Genomic DNA, 18,405 nt, shown 5'->3' with positions numbered 1-18,405 from the left:
GAACGGATCAATCGGCCTGACATCAAATCCGACGCAGCCCTTCAATCAGCTCGCGCGCAGGTGTCCCGAACGCAGCCGCGCAGCCAGCGATGGGCCGGATCGGCATCCATCCTGGGGTGCCAGAGCAATGACACCGTGATCTCAGGCGTCGGGACGGGGAGGGGAAAACTATGCATTCCCGCGCGCAAGGCTCCGGTGTGCCGTTCGGGTACGCTGGCGATCAGATCGGAGTTCCGGGCGAGCTGCAGCGCCGTGGAAAAACCGCTGACGATGGTGGCGATCTGCCGTTCCAGCCCGAGCGCATTCAAGGCGTCATCGATCGGTCCCTTGTCGAGGCCGCGCCGCGAGACGTAGATGTGCTGGCCGCCGGCATAAAGGGAGGGCGTCATCTCGCGCTCGCAAAGCGGATGCCCCAAGCGCACGACGCCGATGAAACGATCGCGGAACAAGGCCTGCGCCCGCACCTCCGGCCCGGTCGTCCCGCCGACGACGCCGGCTTCCAGATCGACGGTCCCGTCGCGAAGCGGGGCGCTGTCCTTGTCCGGCTTCTGCACGAAGCGCAGCCGCACGCCGGGCGCTTGCCGGCCGAGGCGGGCGATGAGATCAGGTCCGAAGCTCTCGGCAAAGCCTTCGCTGGTGCGCAGCGTGAACGTCCGGACCAGTTGTCCAAGATCGAGCGCCTCGGCAGGACGCAGGACCGCCTGCGCGTCCTCGACAATCCGGCCGACCCGCTCGCGCAGTTCGAGCGCGCGCGGCGTGGGGACGAGGCCGCGGCCGGCCCGCACCAACAGCGGATCGCCCGTCGTCTCGCGCAATCGCGCTAAGGCCCGGCTCATCGCCGACGGGCTGAGCCGCAGCCTTTGCGCCGCACGCGCAACGCTGCCTTCGGCAAGCAGCACATCGAGGGTGACAAGGAGGTTGAGATCGGGTGTCGACATGCATCAAGTATAACACGCTTTCATCGTGATGTGGCGTCAGACGCATGAATGAAGTGCAAACCATGCGCCTTTCGCCATATCAAGCAGAGGACTAGGTTTCACCAGTTCCATTCGGGGAACTAAGAGAAAACGGAGTTCACGGGGTGAAATCGATCATTGCAGAGCGAAGCGAGGCCATCGCCGAACAGGCACCCTCCGTACGATGGGCGCTTGCCAGTCTTTCCCTCTCGATGTTGCTGCCGTCACTCGGCACCAGCATCGCCAATGTCGGCCTGCCGAGCCTGGCGCAGGCGTTCGATGCCGCCTTCCAGGATGTGCAATGGATCGTTCTCGCCTATCTCCTTGCCATCACCACCCTGATCGTCAGCGTCGGACGGCTCGGCGACATCACCGGCCGACGCCGGCTGCTGCTCATCGGCATCCTGCTCTTCACGCTGGCCTCGATCCTCTGCGGCGTCGCGCCGACGCTGTGGCTGTTGATTGCCGCGCGCGCTGTGCAGGGCCTGGGTGCGGCCATCATGATGGCTCTGACCATGGCCTTTGTCGGCGAAACCGTGCCGAAGGAAAGAACCGGGAGCGCCATGGGGCTGCTCGGAACGATGTCGGCGATCGGCACCGCTCTTGGGCCCTCGCTTGGCGGCCTGCTGATCGCCGGGCTCGGCTGGCCGGCAATCTTTCTCGTCAACGTGCCGGTCGGCGTTCTGACCTTCGTTCTCGCCTATCGCCATCTGCCCGCCGATATCAGCAAGGGGAAGACGGATCGGAAGGACTTCGACATGGCGGGCACACTGCTGCTTGTGTTGACGCTTTCGGCCTATGCGCTGGCGATGACGATTGGGCACGGCCGCTTTGGCCTATTGAACATCGCTCTGCTCTCGTCCGCCGTCTTCGGCACCGGTTTGTTCGTCTTCGCCGAGGCGAGAGCGGCATCGCCGCTGATCCAGTTCACGGTGTTCCGCAATCGCGTGCTCACCGCCAGCCTAGCGATGAACGCGCTGGTTTCGACTGTGATGATGGCGACGCTGGTAGTCGCGCCGTTCTACCTCTCCCATGCGCTCGGGCTCAATCAAGCTCTCGTCGGCATCGTCATGTCGATCGGCCCCGTCATCTCCATCTTGAGCGGGGTCCCGGCCGGCCGGCTGGTGGACCGTCTGGACGCGGCATTCGTGGTTGTCGCAGGGCTCCTCGCCATGGCGGCAGCCTCCGTCGCCATGGCCGTGCTTTCTGGGATATCAGGCTACATCGCCGCCATCGCCATGCTGACACCCGGCTATCAGCTGTTCCAGGCGGCCAACAACACCGCCGTCATGGCAGATGTCCGCTCCGAGCAGCGGGGCGTCATCTCGGGCATGCTCAACCTGTCGCGCAATCTCGGGCTGATTACCGGCGCATCCGTGATGGGCGCCGTCTTCGCGTTCTCTTCGGGAACACCCGATATCACAGCGGCGCATCCCGAAGCCATTGCCTCAGGCATGCGGATGACCTTCGCCCTCGCGGCAGCACTGATTGTCGCCGCGCTCGTCATCGCGGCCGGGGCTTACCGCCGCCGAGCGCTCGGGGAGAGTTGAGTCCGGCACTGATCGGCGCGAGCGAAACCCAGACCAAGGTCCGATCCATCCCGGACTTCGTGCCCATAGCAACTTGCCGTCGATGCAATAGGTTGCTTCGGCATGCGTGGAGGTGCTCGGAGTTTTGCAGTGACTAAAATGATCGTTGCGGGGATGATACTGGCGCCGCTCATCTTCTGGGGTTCTATCGGCGTCCTGATATACGCGTACTTCTCGTGAGGGCTGTCCGGCGAAACATCGACATCGCCGAGCCCGTATTTCGAAACATTCTGCGCCTTGACGATACCGGCCTCGATGGCGCCGAAGAGGTTCCGGGCTGCCGCCTGACCGCCCACATATCAGGATCAGTTCGAGTGGCCACGGAAGATCGCAACGGCCGCAGTGACGAGCGCGGCATTGTCGTTGGCAATCGTCCCATCCGGGAGGTACTTGCCATCTTCCAGGCCGATACGGGTCGAGTAGCGCCGCTCGCGCGCCAACCTGACGAAGGGCCAGACGGTGTCGTCGAAACCGTGCAGAAGAATGGGCCGACTGACCCGGCTATCCCTGAGCACCTTGATAATGCCGTCCGCGATATCGCATGCGCGCTGCAGATCCAGTTCGTCATCGAGCTCGATGAGCACGCGAAAGACCCGCTCATGATCATCGAGGCCGATGTAGCGCTCCGCATCGGCGACCGATGCCAGTCCGACTTCAATGCCAACACCCTTCTGCCGCAGCAGCTGCATGACACCGGGCGCATCGTCTTCCGACAGGTTCACCGAGGCATAATCCGGCAGGACGGACCAGCGGCGGATGGCTTCGCGCGTTTTCTCCCGATCGCCTTCGATCCACGCACCGGTGGACACACCGATCAGCGTTCCCGGACAGACGCGGCGGATCGCGCCGACAGTGTCGTCGACGGCGGCAAGGCTCTCCTTACCATCGGCTCCGCGCGGATGAACGTGGAGCTCCGCAGCGCCGGCAGCAACCGAAGCCGCGGCATCACGCACCATGGTATCGATCGTTACGGGAAGAAGGGGATGAAAATCGCTCGACCGCGCGCCGTTGATGCAAGCTTGAACGATCATAAAAGGAGCCTCGCGCTTGTTGGGCCGCTTAAGACAGCGGGCATACCAAATGGGAAACCTGAAGACCTAGGGGCGCTGCTGACAAAGTCATTTCCCTTGCCGTTGCCGCCCAATAATATCAAATCAGTCGAGATAGCCGACTGCTGCTTTCGTGCAGGGTCAAGCTGCGCGCACGCCGACCAGAGGACGGCCACGTGATCTCGTGGCAGCGACGTGACGTCAATCTGCCGCCCGACCCCATTCTTAAGTTAATGGCGGTCGCGTCCCGTTGCTGCCTGTATATCATCTCATCGTCAACGCAAAGGAGGAGGCGTGAAACTCATCTATTGCCGCAGGGAAGGCCAACCTTCTCGACGATTGCGATGACGGATGGATCTCGTGCGAATTTTCGGAAAAAACGGCATATGGCGGAAGAGGTGGGATTCGAACCCACGGTACGGTTTCCCGCACGCCGGTTTTCAAGACCGGTTCCTTAAACCACTCGGACACTCTTCCATCTCATTGACAAGGTTGAGACATCAACATTCTGTCGATTTCTGCGAACCGGCCGTTGCTGCCGATTTGCTACCCAATCAGTCGATGGCTGGCCTTTTAGCAGCTTTGATCGCAGCGTCAACTTGCTCTGCAGTATTTGCCGGCATCCTTGGCGCAACGCGCGAATAAGCTCGAGCATGAGCCGAGGCACGTCCGTTCCGCACATTGGAAATGACTCGCGTTCTCCCCAGCTTGAGCGTTTACTGTATTGTCCTGGCGGAGGAAACAAACCATGGCCATGTATCTCACGCGCTTCAGCTACACGCCCGAGACCTGGGCGCGAATGATCGAAAACCCCGAGGATCGCCGAGAGGCGGCACGCAGTTACATTGAATCTGTGGGCGGAAAGCTCCATGGCTTCTGGTACGCCTTCGGCGAGCATGATGGTTGGAATCTGTGGGAGGCTCCTGACAACGTCTCGATGGCGGCTGTCGCACTTGCGATCGGCGCAGGAGGCGCGCTCAGCTCCATGGAGACCACCGTCCTCCTCAGCGTCGAGGATACGATCGCGGCCTTGGAAAAGGCGAAGTCGGTTCGGTACCGTCCACCGGCGGCGTAGGTGCGGCACACCACTTCCGATCATGTTGAATGAGCGCTTCGCAGCATCGTCCCGGCGCAAGCTTTCCGTGAATTGCGGCGAAGGCAACCAGGTGTCCCTATTGGACCAGCACCGCCGTTTATAGCCGACGCAGGTGTCTATCTCCGATTTGTATCCTTCAGCCAGCGCCATCAGCGGATCGCCGCTGCATTATGAACGGACAATACATCGGAAGCCTAGATGGCAAGTTGCTGTATCGACGGGTTGCGCCATGCGTGCGGCCGGCCGGTAACGGCGGCAATAATTGGGCGCGCAAAGATGTGAGCCGCCCTTCATGACTTTGCGTGGAATGCTGATCTGCGGTTGGCGCGGATCATAGCTGTTGGAGAGTTCAGCGCCGACAGGATTCGAGATCGTGCAGCACGGGCTGTCGATCATGCCATGCTCTTGATACCAGTCGGTCGTCCATTCCCAGACATTGCCGGCCATATCGAACAAACCGTAGCCGTTGGCCGGAAAGCTCCCCACGGGAGATGTGCCCTCGAAACCGTCCTCCCGACTGTTTTGCACGGGAAACTCGCCCTGCCAGGTGTTGGCCATATGCCGACCGCCGGGCAACATTTCCTCTCCCCATACGTAGTCCGCCGCCTCAAGCCCCCCGCGTGCGGCAAACTCCCATTCTGCTTCGGTTGGCAGTTCCTTGCCGGCCCAGGCCGCATAGGCTTGTGCGTCCTCGAAGGTGACATGGACGACCGGGTGCTCCAATAAGCCCTTGATCGTGCTTGCCGGCCCTCGCGGATGCCGCCAGTTTGCTCCGCGCACATATTTCCACCAGTTGTAGTGGTTCGTCAGATCAACGGGCGACTTTGGTTTGATGAAAACGACTGATGATGGTGCCAGCATCTCCATAATGGCACCCGGATAGTCAGCCGGGTTGGCCGGCCGCTCCGCCGTGGTGACATAGCCGGTCGCCTCGACAAAGGCGGAAAAATCCCGGTTCGTCACTGGGCATGTGTCCACCCAGAACCCATCGACACGAACCCTGTGCGCCGGGGCTTCCTCCCGATAGTGGCGATCCGAGCCCATCAGGAAATCGCTGCCGGGGATCCATAACATACGACCGCTCGCACGCGCTTTCAAAATCGGTGGTTCCAACATGGCTTCGCCTTGCGTTCAACCCTTACTCATCATATTCGCAAAGACCTTCACTCAAATGACCCCGGCTGGTTGCCGTCATCAACCTCTGGAAGAGAACTCGTCTTCGCCGGCCTTCATCCGCATTTACTGCCGCGATGTTCGAAGAACAAACTCCAAAGCCTTCCTTTGCCGAGTGCCACTCCCAATTCCCTCGATGCCAGATAAGGGATCAAGATCAACAGCATGATTGCGCTCATGGCCAGGAGCTCGGGCAGCCGACTGGCTATATCAGCGATGACAAACGAGAGTGCCCTGCCATGAAGGAACCCAACGACGCACTCTTCAGCAAGCGACATGACGAGGATCAGGGACAGATAGAGTGCCGCCTTGTAGGCCACGACGCCGACGAGTCTCGAACTGCCGGACCGCTCTCCGAGGCCGATCGTATGACCGAGCAGGATGAACTTTCCGAGAATGAGAGCCTTGATTGCGGGTATGCCGAACACGAGAAATTCCACACCCTGACTACCGAGGACGGCCATTTTGTAGAGGAGGATTACCGCGAAACAGACATAGAGATAGGCGCAGAGGAAGGCGTACTCCTTTATCTCGTGCTTCGCTCGCTGGAGGATAGTCGTCGCTTGTCCGTTCTCATTCGCATTCATCGATCTTTTCCGATCACAGGCGGATGGCGCCGAACATTAACGGCGCCATCCTGGCCTTCGTCAACGTCTGATCACTGTCCGCCACCCTGCTGGAGTTTCTCGAGCACATGGTCCAGCGAGAAGCTTCCCGGCGCCTGGCGAGGCGGATATTTTACGTAGGTTTGAAGGTGTTTGGCCACAAATGCCTGGGCCGGAACCAGCGCAAAGGCATGTTCCACGCGCCATCTTGCATAATCCCCAGCTGCATGCTGGGCAATCTCGAACGGATCGGCGCGAAGGTCGATTAGTTTTGGAAATCTCAGTGTGATCAGAGGATCCTGCCACACGTCCAACCCTTCTGCTCGTTGTTCCATGAACACCAGCTTCCACCGGTCGTAGCGCAATCCTGCCAGGTTCCCCTCATCAGTCCAGTAAAAATACTCCTTGCGCGCCCCAGGCCCTGTGCCGTCAAACAGGTTGCGTTGATTGTAGCCGTCAAGATGCACGTTGAATGTCTTGCCCGCCGCTTCATAGCCGGCCAGAAGCTTGGCTGCGATGTCAGGCTCACCGGCTGCTGCAACCAAGGTCGGCAGCCAATCTTCGTGGGAAACAATCTCATTGATCTCGGTTCCCGGCTTGACGATGCCCGGCCAGCGGACCATCCCAGGCACGCGGTAGCCACCTTCCCAATTGGTATTCTTTTCGCCATGGAAAGGCGTTGTGCCGCCATCAGGCCAGGAAAACACCTCTGCACCGTTATCGGTCGTCCAGACAACGATGGTGTTTTCGGCGATGCCAAGTTCATCGAGCTGGTCGAGCAGTTGGCCAACCATACCGTCGAATTCAGCCATGCCGTCGGCAACGATCCCCAAACCCGTCTTGCCTTTCGACTCCGCCTTAAGGTGCGTATAAATATGCATCCGGGTCGCGTTGAACCAGCAAAAGAACGGCTTTTCGGCTTTGGCGCTGCGGTCGATGAAGTCCTTGGCAGCGCCTAGGAATTCCTCGTCGACGGTCTCCATGCGTTTTCTGGTGAGCGGTCCCGTATCCTCAATCGTCTGCTTGCCCACTCTTCCGAAACGCGGATCTTCGGTCGGATCGTCTGTCTCGCTCGCTTTGCATTTCAGCACGCCACGCGGTCCGAATTTTGCGCGAAACTGTGGATCCTTCGGGTAATCGGGGTTCTCCGGTTCTTCTTCGGCATTGAGGTGATAGAGGTTGCCGAAGAACTCATCGAAGCCGTGGACGGTTGGCAAAAATTCGTTTCGATCGCCGAGATGGTTCTTGCCGAACTGGCCGGTAACGTACCCTTGCGGCTTGAGCAGTTCGGCGATCGTCGGATCCTTCTCAGACAGGCCTTCCTTGGCTCCGGGAAGCCCGACTTTGAGCAGCCCCGTGCGAAAACAGCTCTGGCCGGTAATAAAGGCCGCTCGCCCCGCCGTGCAGGATTGCTGCGCGTAGAGATCGGTGAAGATCGCACCTTCGTCGGCGATACGGTCGATATTTGGCGTCTGGTATCCCATCTGCCCGCGATTGTAAGCGCTGGTGTTCCACCAGCCGATGTCATCGCCGAAGATCACAAGTATATTCGGCTTCTTTGCTCCTGCCTGGGCAAGCGCCGGAATGCTGGCGACCGGACAGAATGCCGCTAATGCGATTGCCGAGCCGCCGCCCAGCAAGATTTGGCGCCGGGTACTATTGAGTTCCGTCTTTCCCGTTTTATCGCTCATCTCATGCCTCCCTAACTGTCACAGAGATTTGGCGTCAGAAAGCAACCTAACGCATTCGAATATCCGCGCTATTGCACTTAGGGGCAGTTGCCTTGGCCATGGATATCGTTCGAGGATAATCAGACGCTGGAGGCTGAGCTTGCTGCGCCTGCGTTATGAGCACGATGAAACTGAGTTCCTGGTGCAGAACGGAGGTTGACGGGGAATTGGTCCGACGAAGATCTGCACCACTCGGCCGCTATCGAAATGCCACGCGCATCTCTCGCGCAGACTATGCGCATTTCGACCGAGGTCGCCGCCATAAGCAAGATCGCTGACCTCTCAATGATAGAAGCTCAGCCGGCCCTGCAATGAGAAGGTGGCCTACAACGGGAGATTCAACAGACTTAGCTTCCGTCAGATCCAAGGCCCTTCGGACCGTTGAGCTGGTTCATATCCTCGCCGAGAGATCGAACCGCCTCCATCGTCACGGCGAGGGCCGACATCAGGATTGAGATGTCGTTGTCTTTCTCCGGCTGCGAAAGCTGGCGAGATCGGGCGCGCAACTGCTGGCTGACCGTGTCGAGCCGCGTCAGGGTTTCATCGTTCATGGTGATCCTCCAAAGGTCTAAACCTTCAAAGCCCGCGGCGGACAATTCGTTCCCATACAGAAGGAAGTGCCGCCCACTGCCGCTCGTCAAATACGCGCAGACCGTGTTTCAATATGGAGCTTTTAGGGCGTCCGGAAGCACCCGGATGTTCACCATATGCCCCGCATCGGCACGATGATTTCGGGCCTTATTGCGGCGGCGGAAGGGCGTGTGGAGAAGGCATCCGTTAGTGATTTATAAACCATAATCATTAGAATTGTCGCTATCGCTGCGAAATCGTTCGTAAATTTGCCACGAACTTAGCAAGATTAAAGCCTCGTTAGGCGGGCGGGAATAAGGCGCTATTGCCCCAAGATGGGGCAGGGTTCCTTAACCATAACGATCTTTGAGCGGCGTGGGGCATATGAAACTGGATTACGGGGCGGCGTCTTTCGCAACGACAGCACGGTGGCTGGCGATCTCGGCAATGTGTGCGACGGTTGCAGCTTGCGGCACGACGCAGGCGGTGCCGAAGAAAAAATCCCACGGCAAAGAGTATTTCTCCGAATCCGAATATGGCGTGAAGGCGAGCCCGCGGGTCGCCACCGGCAACAATATCCCGAAGGGCGGTGGCCGCTACATCGTCGGCAACCCCTACGAGGTGAAGGGCAAGTGGTATTACCCGAAGGAAGACTTCGCCTATAGCAAGGTCGGCGTCGCCTCCTGGTATGGTTCGGCCTTTCACGGGCGCCTAACGGCGAATGGCGAAGTCTACGACCAGATGCATCTTTCCGCCGCGCATCCGACCTTCCCGCTGCCAAGCTATGCGCGCGTTACCAATCTCGAAAGCGGTTCTTCCGTCATCGTGCGCGTCAACGATCGTGGTCCCTATCACGAAGGCCGCATCATCGATCTTTCCAACAAGACGGCCGACATGCTGGACCTGCAGCACAGCGGCACCGGCAAGGTGCGCGTGCAATATGTCGGCCGCGCCCGCATGGACGGCCACGACATGCCCTATCTGATGGCCTCCTACGCGCCGAAGGGCAGCCGCATTCCCGGCGTCAATCCGGAAGGCCAGATCGCAACCGGCGTGATGGTCGCCTCCAACAGCCGCAAGATCACCCGTGACCAGCTGCAGAGTTCGGAAGACTACGAGACGCCGGCCAACGTGCCGGTGCCGAGGTCGGCGACTTCCTATGCCGGCTCGACGCCGAGCGCGCGCTACAATGCAGCACCGGCCGCATCACCCGCTCTGGCACCGGCTGCCCATGTTCTGGTGGCGCCATCAGCGCCGTCCTTCAACAATGGCGCTCAGGCGATGGACCAGATGGTCGTGCTGCCAGAGATCGGTCCGATGCCCTACGAGCGGCCGCAGAATTCACTGGCGCTCGGTTATCAGAACGAAGAGGTGAAGACGGTGACCGTCGATCTCGCCTTCGATGCGGTGATGGTGCGCAATGACGGGCTGACCCAAGAGTCCATCCTTGCCGCGGCCAAGCGCCGGCAGGCAAAGTTCGCCGCGCGCTGAACTGGCAATTGCATCGGATTTCCTCGCGTTCTAACCTCTTGAAATACGCCGCTCGATCAATGGAAATTGCGATGCTGAAGCCCGCGCTTCGCCTGCTTGCATGCCTCACGTCGCTCACCACCGGCGCATTTGCAGCCGATGGCGGTGCCGCCGGTTTCGCCACCAAGGCGGCGCAGGCCTATATGATCGAGGCAGCCACCGGCACGGTGCTTCTCGCCAAGAATGAGGACCAGAGCTTTTCGCCGGCTTCGCTCGCCAAGCTGATGACGATGGATCTGGTCTTCGAGGCGGTGACCAAGGGCCAGATCACGTTCGACACCGAATATCCGGTTTCAGAATATGCCTGGCGGACAGGCGGCGCACCGTCGCGGACCGCAACGATGTTTGCCAGCCTCAAATCGCGCGTGCGCGTCGAGGACCTGATCAAAGGTGTCGCCATCCAGGGCGCCAATGACAGCTGCATCATCCTCGCCGAGGGCATGGCCGGAAGCGAGCAGCAATTTGCCGTGTCGATGACGCGACGCGCCCGCGAACTCGGCATGGAGAAGGCGGAGTTCGGCAATTCCACTGGCCTGCCCGATGGCAAGAGCAAGGTGACGGCACGCGAGATGGTGACGCTCGCCGCCGCCCTTCAGCAGACCTATCCGAACCTATATCCCTATTTCGCGCAGCCGGATTTCGAGTGGAACAAGATCTTCCAGCGCAACCGCAACCCGCTGCTCGGGCTCGATCTCGGCGCCGATGGGCTGGCGACGGGCTTTACCGAGGGCGAGGGCTATTCGATCGTCGCTTCGGTTGAGCGTGACGGCAGGCGGCTGTTTGTGGCGCTTGCCGGCATCGCCTCCGACAAGGAGCGGACGGAGGAAGCCAAGCGCGTACTCGAATGGGGGCTGACGGCCTTTGAGAACCGGCAGATCTTCGGCGAGAAGGAAGTGATCGGCGCCGCCAGCGTCTATGGCGGCACGGCGCGCACCGTCGATCTCGTCGCCAAGGCGCCGGTCAGCGTCTATATTCCGATCAGCAATCCCGATCGTCTGTCGGCGCGCATCATCTATCGCTGGCCGCTGACGGCGCCGGTCACGCCGGATACCCAGGCAGGCACGCTGAGGATTTTCGCCGGCAGCCGGCTGCTCAGGGAAGTGCCGCTTTATACCGTGCAGGCGGTCGGCGAGGGCTCGCTCAGCAGCCGGGCGGTCGACGCCATGCTGGAACTCGGCGAATCGCTGTTCTTCTCCTGGCTCTGGGACAAGCCCGCGCCCGTCTGACGAGCTGTTTCCAATGCAATTTGCCGGGAAAGGTTAAACTGTCGCCGCGGCGAAAGGTTTTCCTCCCTGATATCTTCGGATAGATAGAAGGAGCGGGGCGCGTGCGGCGCCTGGAATGCGGGAAGTTGTCATTGTCATCCGGTACGGGATTGTTCGTTACGTTTGAAGGCGGGGAAGGTGCTGGGAAATCCACGCAGATCCGCCGCCTCGCCGAGGCGCTGAAGGGCGAAGGTCACGACGTGCTGATGACGCGCGAACCAGGCGGATCGCCGGGAGCCGAAGCCGTGCGCCATGTGCTGCTGTCGGGGGCTGCCGAAGCCTTCGGTACGCGGATGGAGGCGATCCTCTTTGCGGCGGCGCGCAACGACCATGTCGAAGAGGTGATCCGGCCGGCCCTGGCCGCAGGCAAGGTCGTGCTCTGCGACCGCTTCATGGATTCCTCCCGCGTCTATCAGGGCATCACCGGCAATCTCGAGCCCGATTTCATCGAGACGCTGCAGCGCATCGCCATTAACGGTGTCATGCCGGATTGCACCGTGATCCTCGACATCCCCGCCAAGGTCGGGCTGGAGCGCGCGCAGAAGCGCGCAGCCGCCGACGGTCCCGATCGCTTCGAGAAGGAGCGGCTGGAAACGCACGAGAAACGGCGCGAGGCCTTTCTCGATATCGCCGCCCGCGAGCCGGAGCGCTGCCACGTGGTCAACGCGATGCAGACGGAAGAGGCGATCGCCGCCGAGATCCTGGCGATCGTCCAACAGTTGCTGTCGCCTGCAGGCCGTACGCGAATGCCGGAAGCCGCCCACCATGAGTGAGGCCCATCATGAGTGAAGAGAGGCCCGGACTGCTCGACGGTGCCATCTGGCCGGGGGAAAATACCAAGCTGTTCGGGCATAAGGAGGCGGAAGCCTTCCTTGCGCAGTCCTACCGGTCCGGCAAGGGCCACCATGCCATCTTGATCGAGGGGCCGGAAGGCATCGGCAAGGCAACGCTCGCCTTCCGCTTTGCCAATCACGTGCTCTCGCACCCCGATCCCGAGACAGCGCCGGAGACGATCGGCGATCCCGATCCTGCCTCTCCCGTCAGCCGGCAGATCGCGTCGGGCGCCTCGCACAATCTGCTGCACCTTGCCCGGCCGGTGGACGAAAAGACCGGCAAGGTGAAATCGGCGATAACCGTCGACGAGGTGCGCCGCGCCGGCAAGTTCTTCTCGCAGACGTCGGGCACCGGCAACTGGCGGATCGTCATCATCGACCCCGCCGACGACATGAACCGCAATGCGGCCAACGCCATCCTGAAGATCCTGGAAGAGCCGCCGAAGCGGGCGCTGTTCCTGGTGCTCTCGCATGCGCCGGGACGGCTGCTGCCGACGATCCGTTCGCGATGCCTGCCGCTGAAGCTGGCGCCGCTTGCCGATGACGCGCTCGTCGCGGCCCTTGCCCATCTCGGCATATCAGGCGAGGACGGGGCGGTGCTTTCGGCCGCCAAGGGCAGCGTCGGCGAGGCGCTGAAACTCCTGAACTACGGCGGCGGCGAGATCATCGCCGCCTATGACGAGATGCTTTCCGCCGAAGGGCCGACAGCCCGCAAGGCGATGCATCGGCTGGCCGACGCGCTCTCGGGTCGGGAAAGCGACACGATCTTCGATTTCTTCGTCAGCCATGTCGGCGACGACATCATGAACCGGGCGCGCGCGGCGGCCGGCGAGGGGCAGATCGCCGCGGCGGAGAGGCTGGCGCGGCTCTATTCCGAGATCACCGAGCGGCTCACCATTTCCGATGGCTACAACCTCGACCGCAAGCAGACGATCATCAGCATCCTTGCCGATATCAAGCAGCCGGGCCTTTAAAGCGCGTCACCGCTGACACTTTCCGGCACAGCGCTTTGATCAGCCGGTCAGCAGCTTCAGTGCGACGACGGCAAGCGTGGCGGCAAGGACGATGCGGATGGTGCGTTCGTGCAGCTTCGGCGCCAGAAGGCTGCCGATAATGATGCCGGGGATAGAGCCGATCAACAAGGCAAGCAGCATCGGCCAGTCGATCTCGCCGATCAGCCAATAGCCCGTGCCGCCGATCAAGGTTAGCGGTACCGCATGGACGATATCGGAACCGACGATCTCGCGCACATCGAGCCTCGGATAGAGGACCAGCAGGATCGTCACCCCCAGCGCGCCGGCGCCGACCGATGTCAAGGTGACGAGGACGCCGAGAACGAACCCGAGAATGACGGTGAGAGCGAGGATGGTTGTCGGCTTTGGCGGCGTGCGATCGCCGATGGCGCGGCGCGCCAGTTCGAGGATCGGGCCCCGGAAGACCAGCATGATTGCGGTCATGACGAGAAGCCAGCCGAGCGCCGTGGTGATGGTATTGGTCACGCCGATGCTTTTGCGATCGACGCCGGCCAGCAGCCAGAGCATCAGCAGGGCGGCCGGCAGGCTGCCGGCTGCGAGGCTGCCGACAATCTTCCAGTTGACGCGCCCGTGCATGCCGTGAACGGCCGTACCTGCCGTCTTGGTGATCGCCGCATAGAGAAGATCTGTGCCGACGGCGGTGGCTGGATGGACGCCGAAGAGAAGCACCAGCAGGGGCGTCATCAGCGAGCCGCCGCCAACGCCGGTGATGCCGACGAGAGCGCCGACGAACAGGCCCGAAAGCGAATAGAGCGGCTCGAATGTCAAGCAAGCGCCCCCGACGGCGCGCGGCCACGACCATTCCGGTAGATGAAAACTCGCACTTCGTTCTTGTCCCGCCCTCTTTCCCAAGACGGGTAGATTGGGCGAGAAGCTGAGTCAAGTTCACGACGCTATCGTGCCGTAAATCATCGACAACTGGAAAGTTGAGGTTTCGCTTGACGGTGACATGCGCTAAGAGCGGCTGACCATTTTTATAGAGTTAGCCGGACATTGGCCGCCATGACAGACAAGACACCCTTCTACATCACCACCGCGATTTCCTACCCCAACGGCAAGCCGCATATCGGCCACGCCTATGAACTGATCGCGACGGATGCGATGGCGCGTTACCAGCGCCTCGACGGCAAGGATGTGTTCTTCCTGACCGGCACCGACGAACACGGCCAGAAGATGCAGCAGACGGCGCGCGCCGAGGGGATCACTGCGCAAGCGCTTGCCGACCGCAACTCCGGCGAATTCCAGGCCATGGCGACGCTGCTCAACGCCTCGAACGATGACTTCATCCGCACCACGCAGGAGCGTCATCACGAGACGTCGCGGAACATCTGGAAGCTGATGGCCGACAATGGCGACATCTACAAGGACAGCTATGCCGGCTGGTATTCGGTGCGCGACGAGGCCTATTACCAGGAAAACGAGACGGAACTGCGCGCCGACGGCGTGCGCTACGGGCCGCAGGGCACGCCTGTCGAGTGGGTGGAAGAGGCAAGCTATTTCTTCAAGCTCTCCGAATATCAGGAGAAGCTGCTTGCCCATTACGAAGAAAACCCCGATTTCATCGGCCCAGCCGAGCGCCGCAACGAGGTGATCTCCTTCGTCAAGTCAGGCCTCAAGGACCTCTCGGTCTCGCGCACGACCTTCGACTGGGGCATCAAGGTGCCGAACGATCCGGCCCATGTCATGTATGTCTGGGTCGACGCGCTGACCAACTACATCACTGCAACAGGCTATATCGAGGACCGGAACGGCCCGCGGGCGAAATACTGGCCGGCCGACGTGCACATCATCGGCAAGGACATCATCCGCTTTCACGCCGTCTACTGGCCGGCCTTCCTGATGTCGGCGAAGCTGCCGCTGCCGAAGCGGGTCTTTGCCCATGGCTTCTTGCTCAACAAGGGCGAGAAGATGTCGAAGTCGCTTGGCAACGTCGTCGACCCCGTCAACCTGGTGAACCATTTCGGCCTCGACCAGGTGCGCTACTTCTTCCTGCGCGAAGTCTCCTTCGGCCAGGACGGCAGCTATAGCGAAGAGGCGATCGGCACCCGCATCAACTCCGACCTCGCCAACGGCATCGGCAATCTCGCCAGCCGCTCGCTGTCGATGATCGTCAAGAATTGCGACGGCAAGATCCCGGAATGCGGGGTGCTCAGCGACGAGGACAAGGCGATGCTGGCTGAGGTCGACGCGCTGCATGCCTCGACCCGCGAGGATATGGGCAAGCAGCAGATCCACCGGGCGCTCGCCTCGATCATTTCGGTCGTTTCCGAGACCGACCGTTATTTCGCCGGCCAGGCGCCGTGGGCGCTGAAGAAGACCGATCCGGTGCGTATGGGCACGGTGCTTTATGTGACTGCCGAAGTCGTGCGACAGATCGCCATCCTGCTGCAGCCCTTCATGCCGGAATCTTCGGCCAAGCTGCTCGATCTGGTCGCAGCACCCGACGACAAGCGCGACTTCGCCGCTCTTGGGCAAGCCGGCCGCCTCATTGCCGGAACGGCACTCGAAGCGCCGACGCCGGTCTTCCCGCGCTACGTGGCTCCGGAGGCTTGAGGCCGTGCTGATCGACACGCATTGCCATCTTGATTTCGCCGACTTCGAGGCGGAGCGGGACGAGATCGTCGCGCGCGCGCATCAGGCTGGCGTCGCGCAGATGGTGACGATCTCGACGCGGGTGCGCAAGCTCGAGACGCTGCTTGCCATCACGGAGAAATATCCTTCGGTGTTCTGCTCGGTCGGCACGCATCCGAACAATGCCGACGAAGAGCTGGATATTGAGACGGACGAGCTGGTGCGGCTTGCCAATGCCCATGAGAAGGTGGTGGCGATCGGCGAGGCCGGTCTCGACTATTTCTACGACACGCAAAAGCCTGAGGATCAGCAGACCGGCTTTCGCCGGCACATCGCGGCGGCGCGCGAGACCCAGCTGCCGCTCGTCATCCACAGCCGCAGCGCCGACGAGGACATGGCCGACATACTGACCGAGGAAAGCGGGAAGGGGGCCTTCCCCTTCATTCTCCACTGCTTCTCCGCAGGCCCGGAACTTGCCAAGACCGGCGTCGCACTCGGCGGCTATATCTCCTTCTCGGGCATCCTGACCTTCCCAAAGTCGGACGAGCTGCGCGAGATCGCCAGGACGATCCCGCATGAGCGGCTGCTGGTGGAAACGGACGCGCCCTATCTGGCGCCGAAGCGCTGGCGCGGCAAGCGCAACGAGCCGTCCTATGTCGTCAACACGGCCGAAGTGCTCGCCGATACGATCGGCCTTTCCAGCGAGGAGGTCGCGCGGATCACTACGGAGAACGCTTTCCGGCTGTTCTCGAAGATGCCGAGGATCTAGCGGCGTGCTCTACCGGCGACGTTTCACCATTCTCGGCTGTTCGTCGTCACCGGGCGTGCCCCGCATCACCGGCGACTGGGGCGCCTGCAATCCCGACAATCCGAAGAACCGACGCACGCGTGCTGCCTTCATGGTGCAGCAATTCGCACCCGATGGCGGCGTGACGACCGTCGTCATCGACACCGGGCCGGATTTTCGCGAGCAGATGATCAGGGCAGGGGCTGACCATGTCGATGCCGTTCTCTACAGCCATCCGCATGCGGATCATATTCACGGCATCGACGATCTGCGCGGCTATTTTCACAACACCCGCCGCCGGGTGCCGATCTTTGCCGACCAATTTACGATGGACAGGTTGCGGGAAGCCTTCGGCTATTGCCTGGAAACGCCGCCGGGCAGCAATTACCCGCCGATCGTGCTGCCGATCGTCATCGAAAACCTCGACGCGCCCGTCGAAATTCATGGTCCAGGCGGGACGATCGCCTTCCATCCGCATATCCAGCAGCATGGGGATATCCACTCGCTCGGCTTCCGCATCGGCGATGTGGCTTATTGCAGTGATATCAGCGATTTCCCACCGCAGACCGTCGAGAAGCTTCAGAACCTCGACATGCTGATCATCGACGCGCTGCAATATACCTACCATCCGAGCCATCTGTCGCTGGAACAGTCGCTCGACTGGATCGGCCGGTTGAAGCCCAAACGGGCGATCCTTACCCATATGCACACGCCGCTCGACTACGACGTGGTGATGGCTGAGACGCCGGACCATGTGGTGCCGGCGTATGACCAGATGAGTTTTGAGACCGAGGTCAGGCTCTAAAGCTTGAACCCGCTCGCTTGCACGTAGGGCAGCAGTTCGACGCCGCCGCGGTGGATCATGTCAAGCGAGACATAGAGGATGATCAGCAGGCCGACATAGGCGATCCAGCGATGGTTGGTGAGCAACCGGGCGATAAAGTTTGCGGCAATACCCATCAGCGCGATCGACAGGGCAAGACCGATGACCAGCACGCTCGGATGTTCGCGCGCAGCACCGGCAACGGCCAGCACGTTGTCGAGCGACATCGAGACGTCGGCAATGACGATCTGGGTCGCCGCCTGGAAGAAGGTCTTTTTCGGCGCTCCTTCGCCACCCACCGCTCCGTGATGCTCGCCATGGCCGGCGCGAAGCTCGCGCCACATCTTCCAGCAGACCCAGAGCAGCAGCAGACCGCCGGCCAGCAGCAGGCCGACGATCGCCAGCAGGTAGACTGCGACGCTGGCAAAGAGAATGCGCAGAACGGTCGCGGCCACGATGCCGACGATAATCGCCTTGCGGCGCTGTGTCGCCTCGAGGCCGGCAGCAGCAAGACCGATAACTACGGCGTTGTCGCCGGCGAGAACGAGGTCGATAGCAATGACCTGCAGCAAAGCCGTCATACCGGCTGCCGTAAACATGTCCATATGAATATCCCCAATACGTCAAAGCCGTGCTAGCGTCTCGAAGGTTTGACGTCAACCGCTGAGCGATTTCGCAGGCGGCGTAATTTGCGCGTCTGCGCGTCGAAATGGCAGGCGGCAATGAAACAGCAGGCGATACAGCGGAGCATCGCCATTCCCTTGGAACATTCAACTCAGCCGCCGGTTCTTCAA

At 61.2% G+C, this 18,405-nt stretch carries 17 protein-coding genes and 1 tRNA gene; 9 read left to right on the top strand and 9 right to left on the bottom strand.

Features of this window, described 5'->3' with window-relative positions; genetic code table 11:
- Window positions 1–41 precede the first annotated feature (41 nt).
- On the bottom strand, window positions 42–938 hold the full coding sequence (locus RWK44_RS24285) for a LysR family transcriptional regulator (RefSeq protein ID WP_077978191.1): 897 nt from the start codon (window positions 936–938) through the stop codon (window positions 42–44).
- A gap of 143 nt (window positions 939–1,081) precedes the next feature.
- Between RWK44_RS24285 and RWK44_RS24280 the strand changes: the two genes are divergently transcribed.
- On the top strand, window positions 1,082–2,506 hold the full coding sequence (locus tag RWK44_RS24280) for an MFS transporter (protein WP_316029503.1): 1,425 nt from the start codon (window positions 1,082–1,084) through the stop codon (window positions 2,504–2,506).
- Between the two features lie 344 nt (window positions 2,507–2,850).
- Here RWK44_RS24280 and RWK44_RS24275 read toward each other — a convergent pair whose 3' ends face one another.
- Together RWK44_RS24275 and RWK44_RS24270 are read right to left on the bottom strand one after the other, a co-directional pair.
- Window positions 2,851–3,576 carry a 3-keto-5-aminohexanoate cleavage protein gene (locus tag RWK44_RS24275; protein WP_316029502.1) on the bottom strand — a complete coding sequence of 242 codons (726 nt, stop codon included), beginning with the start codon at window positions 3,574–3,576 and terminating at the stop codon, window positions 2,851–2,853.
- Window positions 3,577–3,981: 405 nt separating this feature from the next.
- Window positions 3,982–4,071: transfer RNA gene (locus tag RWK44_RS24270), tRNA-Ser, on the bottom strand.
- Window positions 4,072–4,342: 271 nt separating this feature from the next.
- On the opposite strand from RWK44_RS24270, the gene RWK44_RS24265 reads away from it, so the two are divergent.
- Complete coding sequence (locus RWK44_RS24265) at window positions 4,343–4,669, top strand: GYD domain-containing protein (protein WP_029874139.1); 327 nt, start codon at window positions 4,343–4,345, stop codon at window positions 4,667–4,669.
- 189 nt (window positions 4,670–4,858) lie between these two features.
- On the opposite strand, the gene RWK44_RS24260 is transcribed toward RWK44_RS24265, so the two are convergent.
- The 4 genes from RWK44_RS24260 to RWK44_RS24245 all read right to left on the bottom strand — a co-directional run bounded on the left by RWK44_RS24260 (window position 4,859) and on the right by RWK44_RS24245 (window position 8,749).
- Entirely contained in the window at window positions 4,859–5,806 is a 948-nt protein-coding gene (locus RWK44_RS24260; RefSeq protein ID WP_316029501.1) for a formylglycine-generating enzyme family protein, read from the bottom strand.
- A gap of 113 nt (window positions 5,807–5,919) precedes the next feature.
- Entirely contained in the window at window positions 5,920–6,450 is a 531-nt protein-coding gene (locus RWK44_RS24255; RefSeq protein WP_077978176.1) for a hypothetical protein, read from the bottom strand.
- A gap of 71 nt (window positions 6,451–6,521) precedes the next feature.
- The gene (locus RWK44_RS24250; RefSeq protein ID WP_077978175.1) at window positions 6,522–8,159 is read right to left on the bottom strand and encodes an arylsulfatase; all 1,638 of its coding nucleotides are present in this window, start codon (window positions 8,157–8,159) and stop codon (window positions 6,522–6,524) included.
- Between the two features lie 386 nt (window positions 8,160–8,545).
- Window positions 8,546–8,749 (bottom strand): hypothetical protein, encoded by a 204-nt coding sequence (locus tag RWK44_RS24245; RefSeq protein WP_221943330.1) that lies wholly within the window; start codon window positions 8,747–8,749, stop codon window positions 8,546–8,548.
- Window positions 8,750–9,152: 403 nt separating this feature from the next.
- On the opposite strand from RWK44_RS24245, the gene RWK44_RS24240 reads away from it, so the two are divergent.
- From RWK44_RS24240 to RWK44_RS24225, 4 genes are all read left to right on the top strand, one after another.
- The gene (locus RWK44_RS24240; protein ID WP_222061194.1) at window positions 9,153–10,259 is read left to right on the top strand and encodes a septal ring lytic transglycosylase RlpA family protein; all 1,107 of its coding nucleotides are present in this window, start codon (window positions 9,153–9,155) and stop codon (window positions 10,257–10,259) included.
- A 71-nt stretch (window positions 10,260–10,330) separates the two neighbouring features.
- Window positions 10,331–11,524, top strand: a complete 1,194-nt coding sequence (locus RWK44_RS24235) for a D-alanyl-D-alanine carboxypeptidase family protein (RefSeq protein ID WP_222061196.1) — start codon at window positions 10,331–10,333, stop codon at window positions 11,522–11,524.
- Between the two features lie 131 nt (window positions 11,525–11,655).
- Entirely contained in the window at window positions 11,656–12,336 is a 681-nt protein-coding gene (tmk, locus tag RWK44_RS24230) for a dTMP kinase (protein WP_222011728.1), read from the top strand.
- Between the two features lie 8 nt (window positions 12,337–12,344).
- Window positions 12,345–13,370, top strand: a complete 1,026-nt coding sequence (locus RWK44_RS24225) for a DNA polymerase III subunit delta' (protein WP_222011727.1) — start codon at window positions 12,345–12,347, stop codon at window positions 13,368–13,370.
- A gap of 39 nt (window positions 13,371–13,409) precedes the next feature.
- On the opposite strand, the gene RWK44_RS24220 is transcribed toward RWK44_RS24225, so the two are convergent.
- A complete protein-coding gene (locus tag RWK44_RS24220; RefSeq protein ID WP_163880048.1) occupies window positions 13,410–14,198 on the bottom strand; it encodes a sulfite exporter TauE/SafE family protein in 789 nt (262 codons plus the stop codon).
- Window positions 14,199–14,432: 234 nt separating this feature from the next.
- On the opposite strand from RWK44_RS24220, the gene metG reads away from it, so the two are divergent.
- The 3 genes from metG to RWK44_RS24205 are packed head-to-tail and all read left to right on the top strand — an operon-like array spanning window position 14,433 to window position 17,593.
- The gene (gene metG / locus RWK44_RS24215; protein ID WP_316029500.1) at window positions 14,433–15,983 is read left to right on the top strand and encodes a methionine--tRNA ligase; all 1,551 of its coding nucleotides are present in this window, start codon (window positions 14,433–14,435) and stop codon (window positions 15,981–15,983) included.
- A 4-nt stretch (window positions 15,984–15,987) separates the two neighbouring features.
- Window positions 15,988–16,770: a TatD family hydrolase gene (locus tag RWK44_RS24210; protein ID WP_168283627.1), complete on the top strand. Its 783-nt coding sequence runs from the start codon at window positions 15,988–15,990 to the stop codon at window positions 16,768–16,770.
- 4 nt (window positions 16,771–16,774) lie between these two features.
- Window positions 16,775–17,593, top strand: coding sequence for an MBL fold metallo-hydrolase (locus RWK44_RS24205; protein WP_077978167.1), 819 nt, complete (start codon window positions 16,775–16,777; stop codon window positions 17,591–17,593).
- Here the strand turns inward: RWK44_RS24205 and RWK44_RS24200 are convergent.
- Complete coding sequence (locus tag RWK44_RS24200; protein WP_316029499.1) at window positions 17,590–18,216, bottom strand: TerC family protein; 627 nt, start codon at window positions 18,214–18,216, stop codon at window positions 17,590–17,592. The genes RWK44_RS24205 and RWK44_RS24200 overlap by 4 nt on opposite strands.
- Window positions 18,217–18,405: the final 189 nt, after the last annotated feature.

It is taken from the genome of Rhizobium sp. 25PS6 (assembly GCF_032464655.1).
GTDB classification, from domain to species: domain Bacteria; phylum Pseudomonadota; class Alphaproteobacteria; order Rhizobiales; family Rhizobiaceae; genus Rhizobium; species Rhizobium laguerreae.
This window is presented reverse-complemented; position numbering and strand designations above follow the sequence as displayed.

Bases quoted from the DNA above. Each gene is read 5' to 3' on its own strand.
- RWK44_RS24285 (WP_077978191.1), bottom strand. From the start codon at position 938: ATGTCGACACCCGATCTCAACCTCCTTGTCACCCTCGATGTGCTGCTT.
- RWK44_RS24275 (WP_316029502.1), bottom strand. From the start codon at position 3,576: ATGATCGTTCAAGCTTGCATCAACGGCGCGCGGTCGAGCGATTTTCAT.
- RWK44_RS24265 (WP_029874139.1), top strand. From the start codon at position 4,343: ATGGCCATGTATCTCACGCGCTTCAGCTACACGCCCGAGACCTGGGCG.
- RWK44_RS24260 (WP_316029501.1), bottom strand. From the start codon at position 5,806: ATGTTGGAACCACCGATTTTGAAAGCGCGTGCGAGCGGTCGTATGTTA.
- RWK44_RS24255 (WP_077978176.1), bottom strand. From the start codon at position 6,450: ATGAATGCGAATGAGAACGGACAAGCGACGACTATCCTCCAGCGAGCG.
- RWK44_RS24250 (WP_077978175.1), bottom strand. From the start codon at position 8,159: ATGAGCGATAAAACGGGAAAGACGGAACTCAATAGTACCCGGCGCCAA.
- RWK44_RS24245 (WP_221943330.1), bottom strand. From the start codon at position 8,749: ATGAACGATGAAACCCTGACGCGGCTCGACACGGTCAGCCAGCAGTTG.
- RWK44_RS24240 (WP_222061194.1), top strand. From the start codon at position 9,153: ATGAAACTGGATTACGGGGCGGCGTCTTTCGCAACGACAGCACGGTGG.
- RWK44_RS24235 (WP_222061196.1), top strand. From the start codon at position 10,331: ATGCTGAAGCCCGCGCTTCGCCTGCTTGCATGCCTCACGTCGCTCACC.
- RWK44_RS24225 (WP_222011727.1), top strand. From the start codon at position 12,345: ATGAGTGAAGAGAGGCCCGGACTGCTCGACGGTGCCATCTGGCCGGGG.
- metG (WP_316029500.1), top strand. From the start codon at position 14,433: ATGACAGACAAGACACCCTTCTACATCACCACCGCGATTTCCTACCCC.
- RWK44_RS24200 (WP_316029499.1), bottom strand. From the start codon at position 18,216: ATGGACATGTTTACGGCAGCCGGTATGACGGCTTTGCTGCAGGTCATT.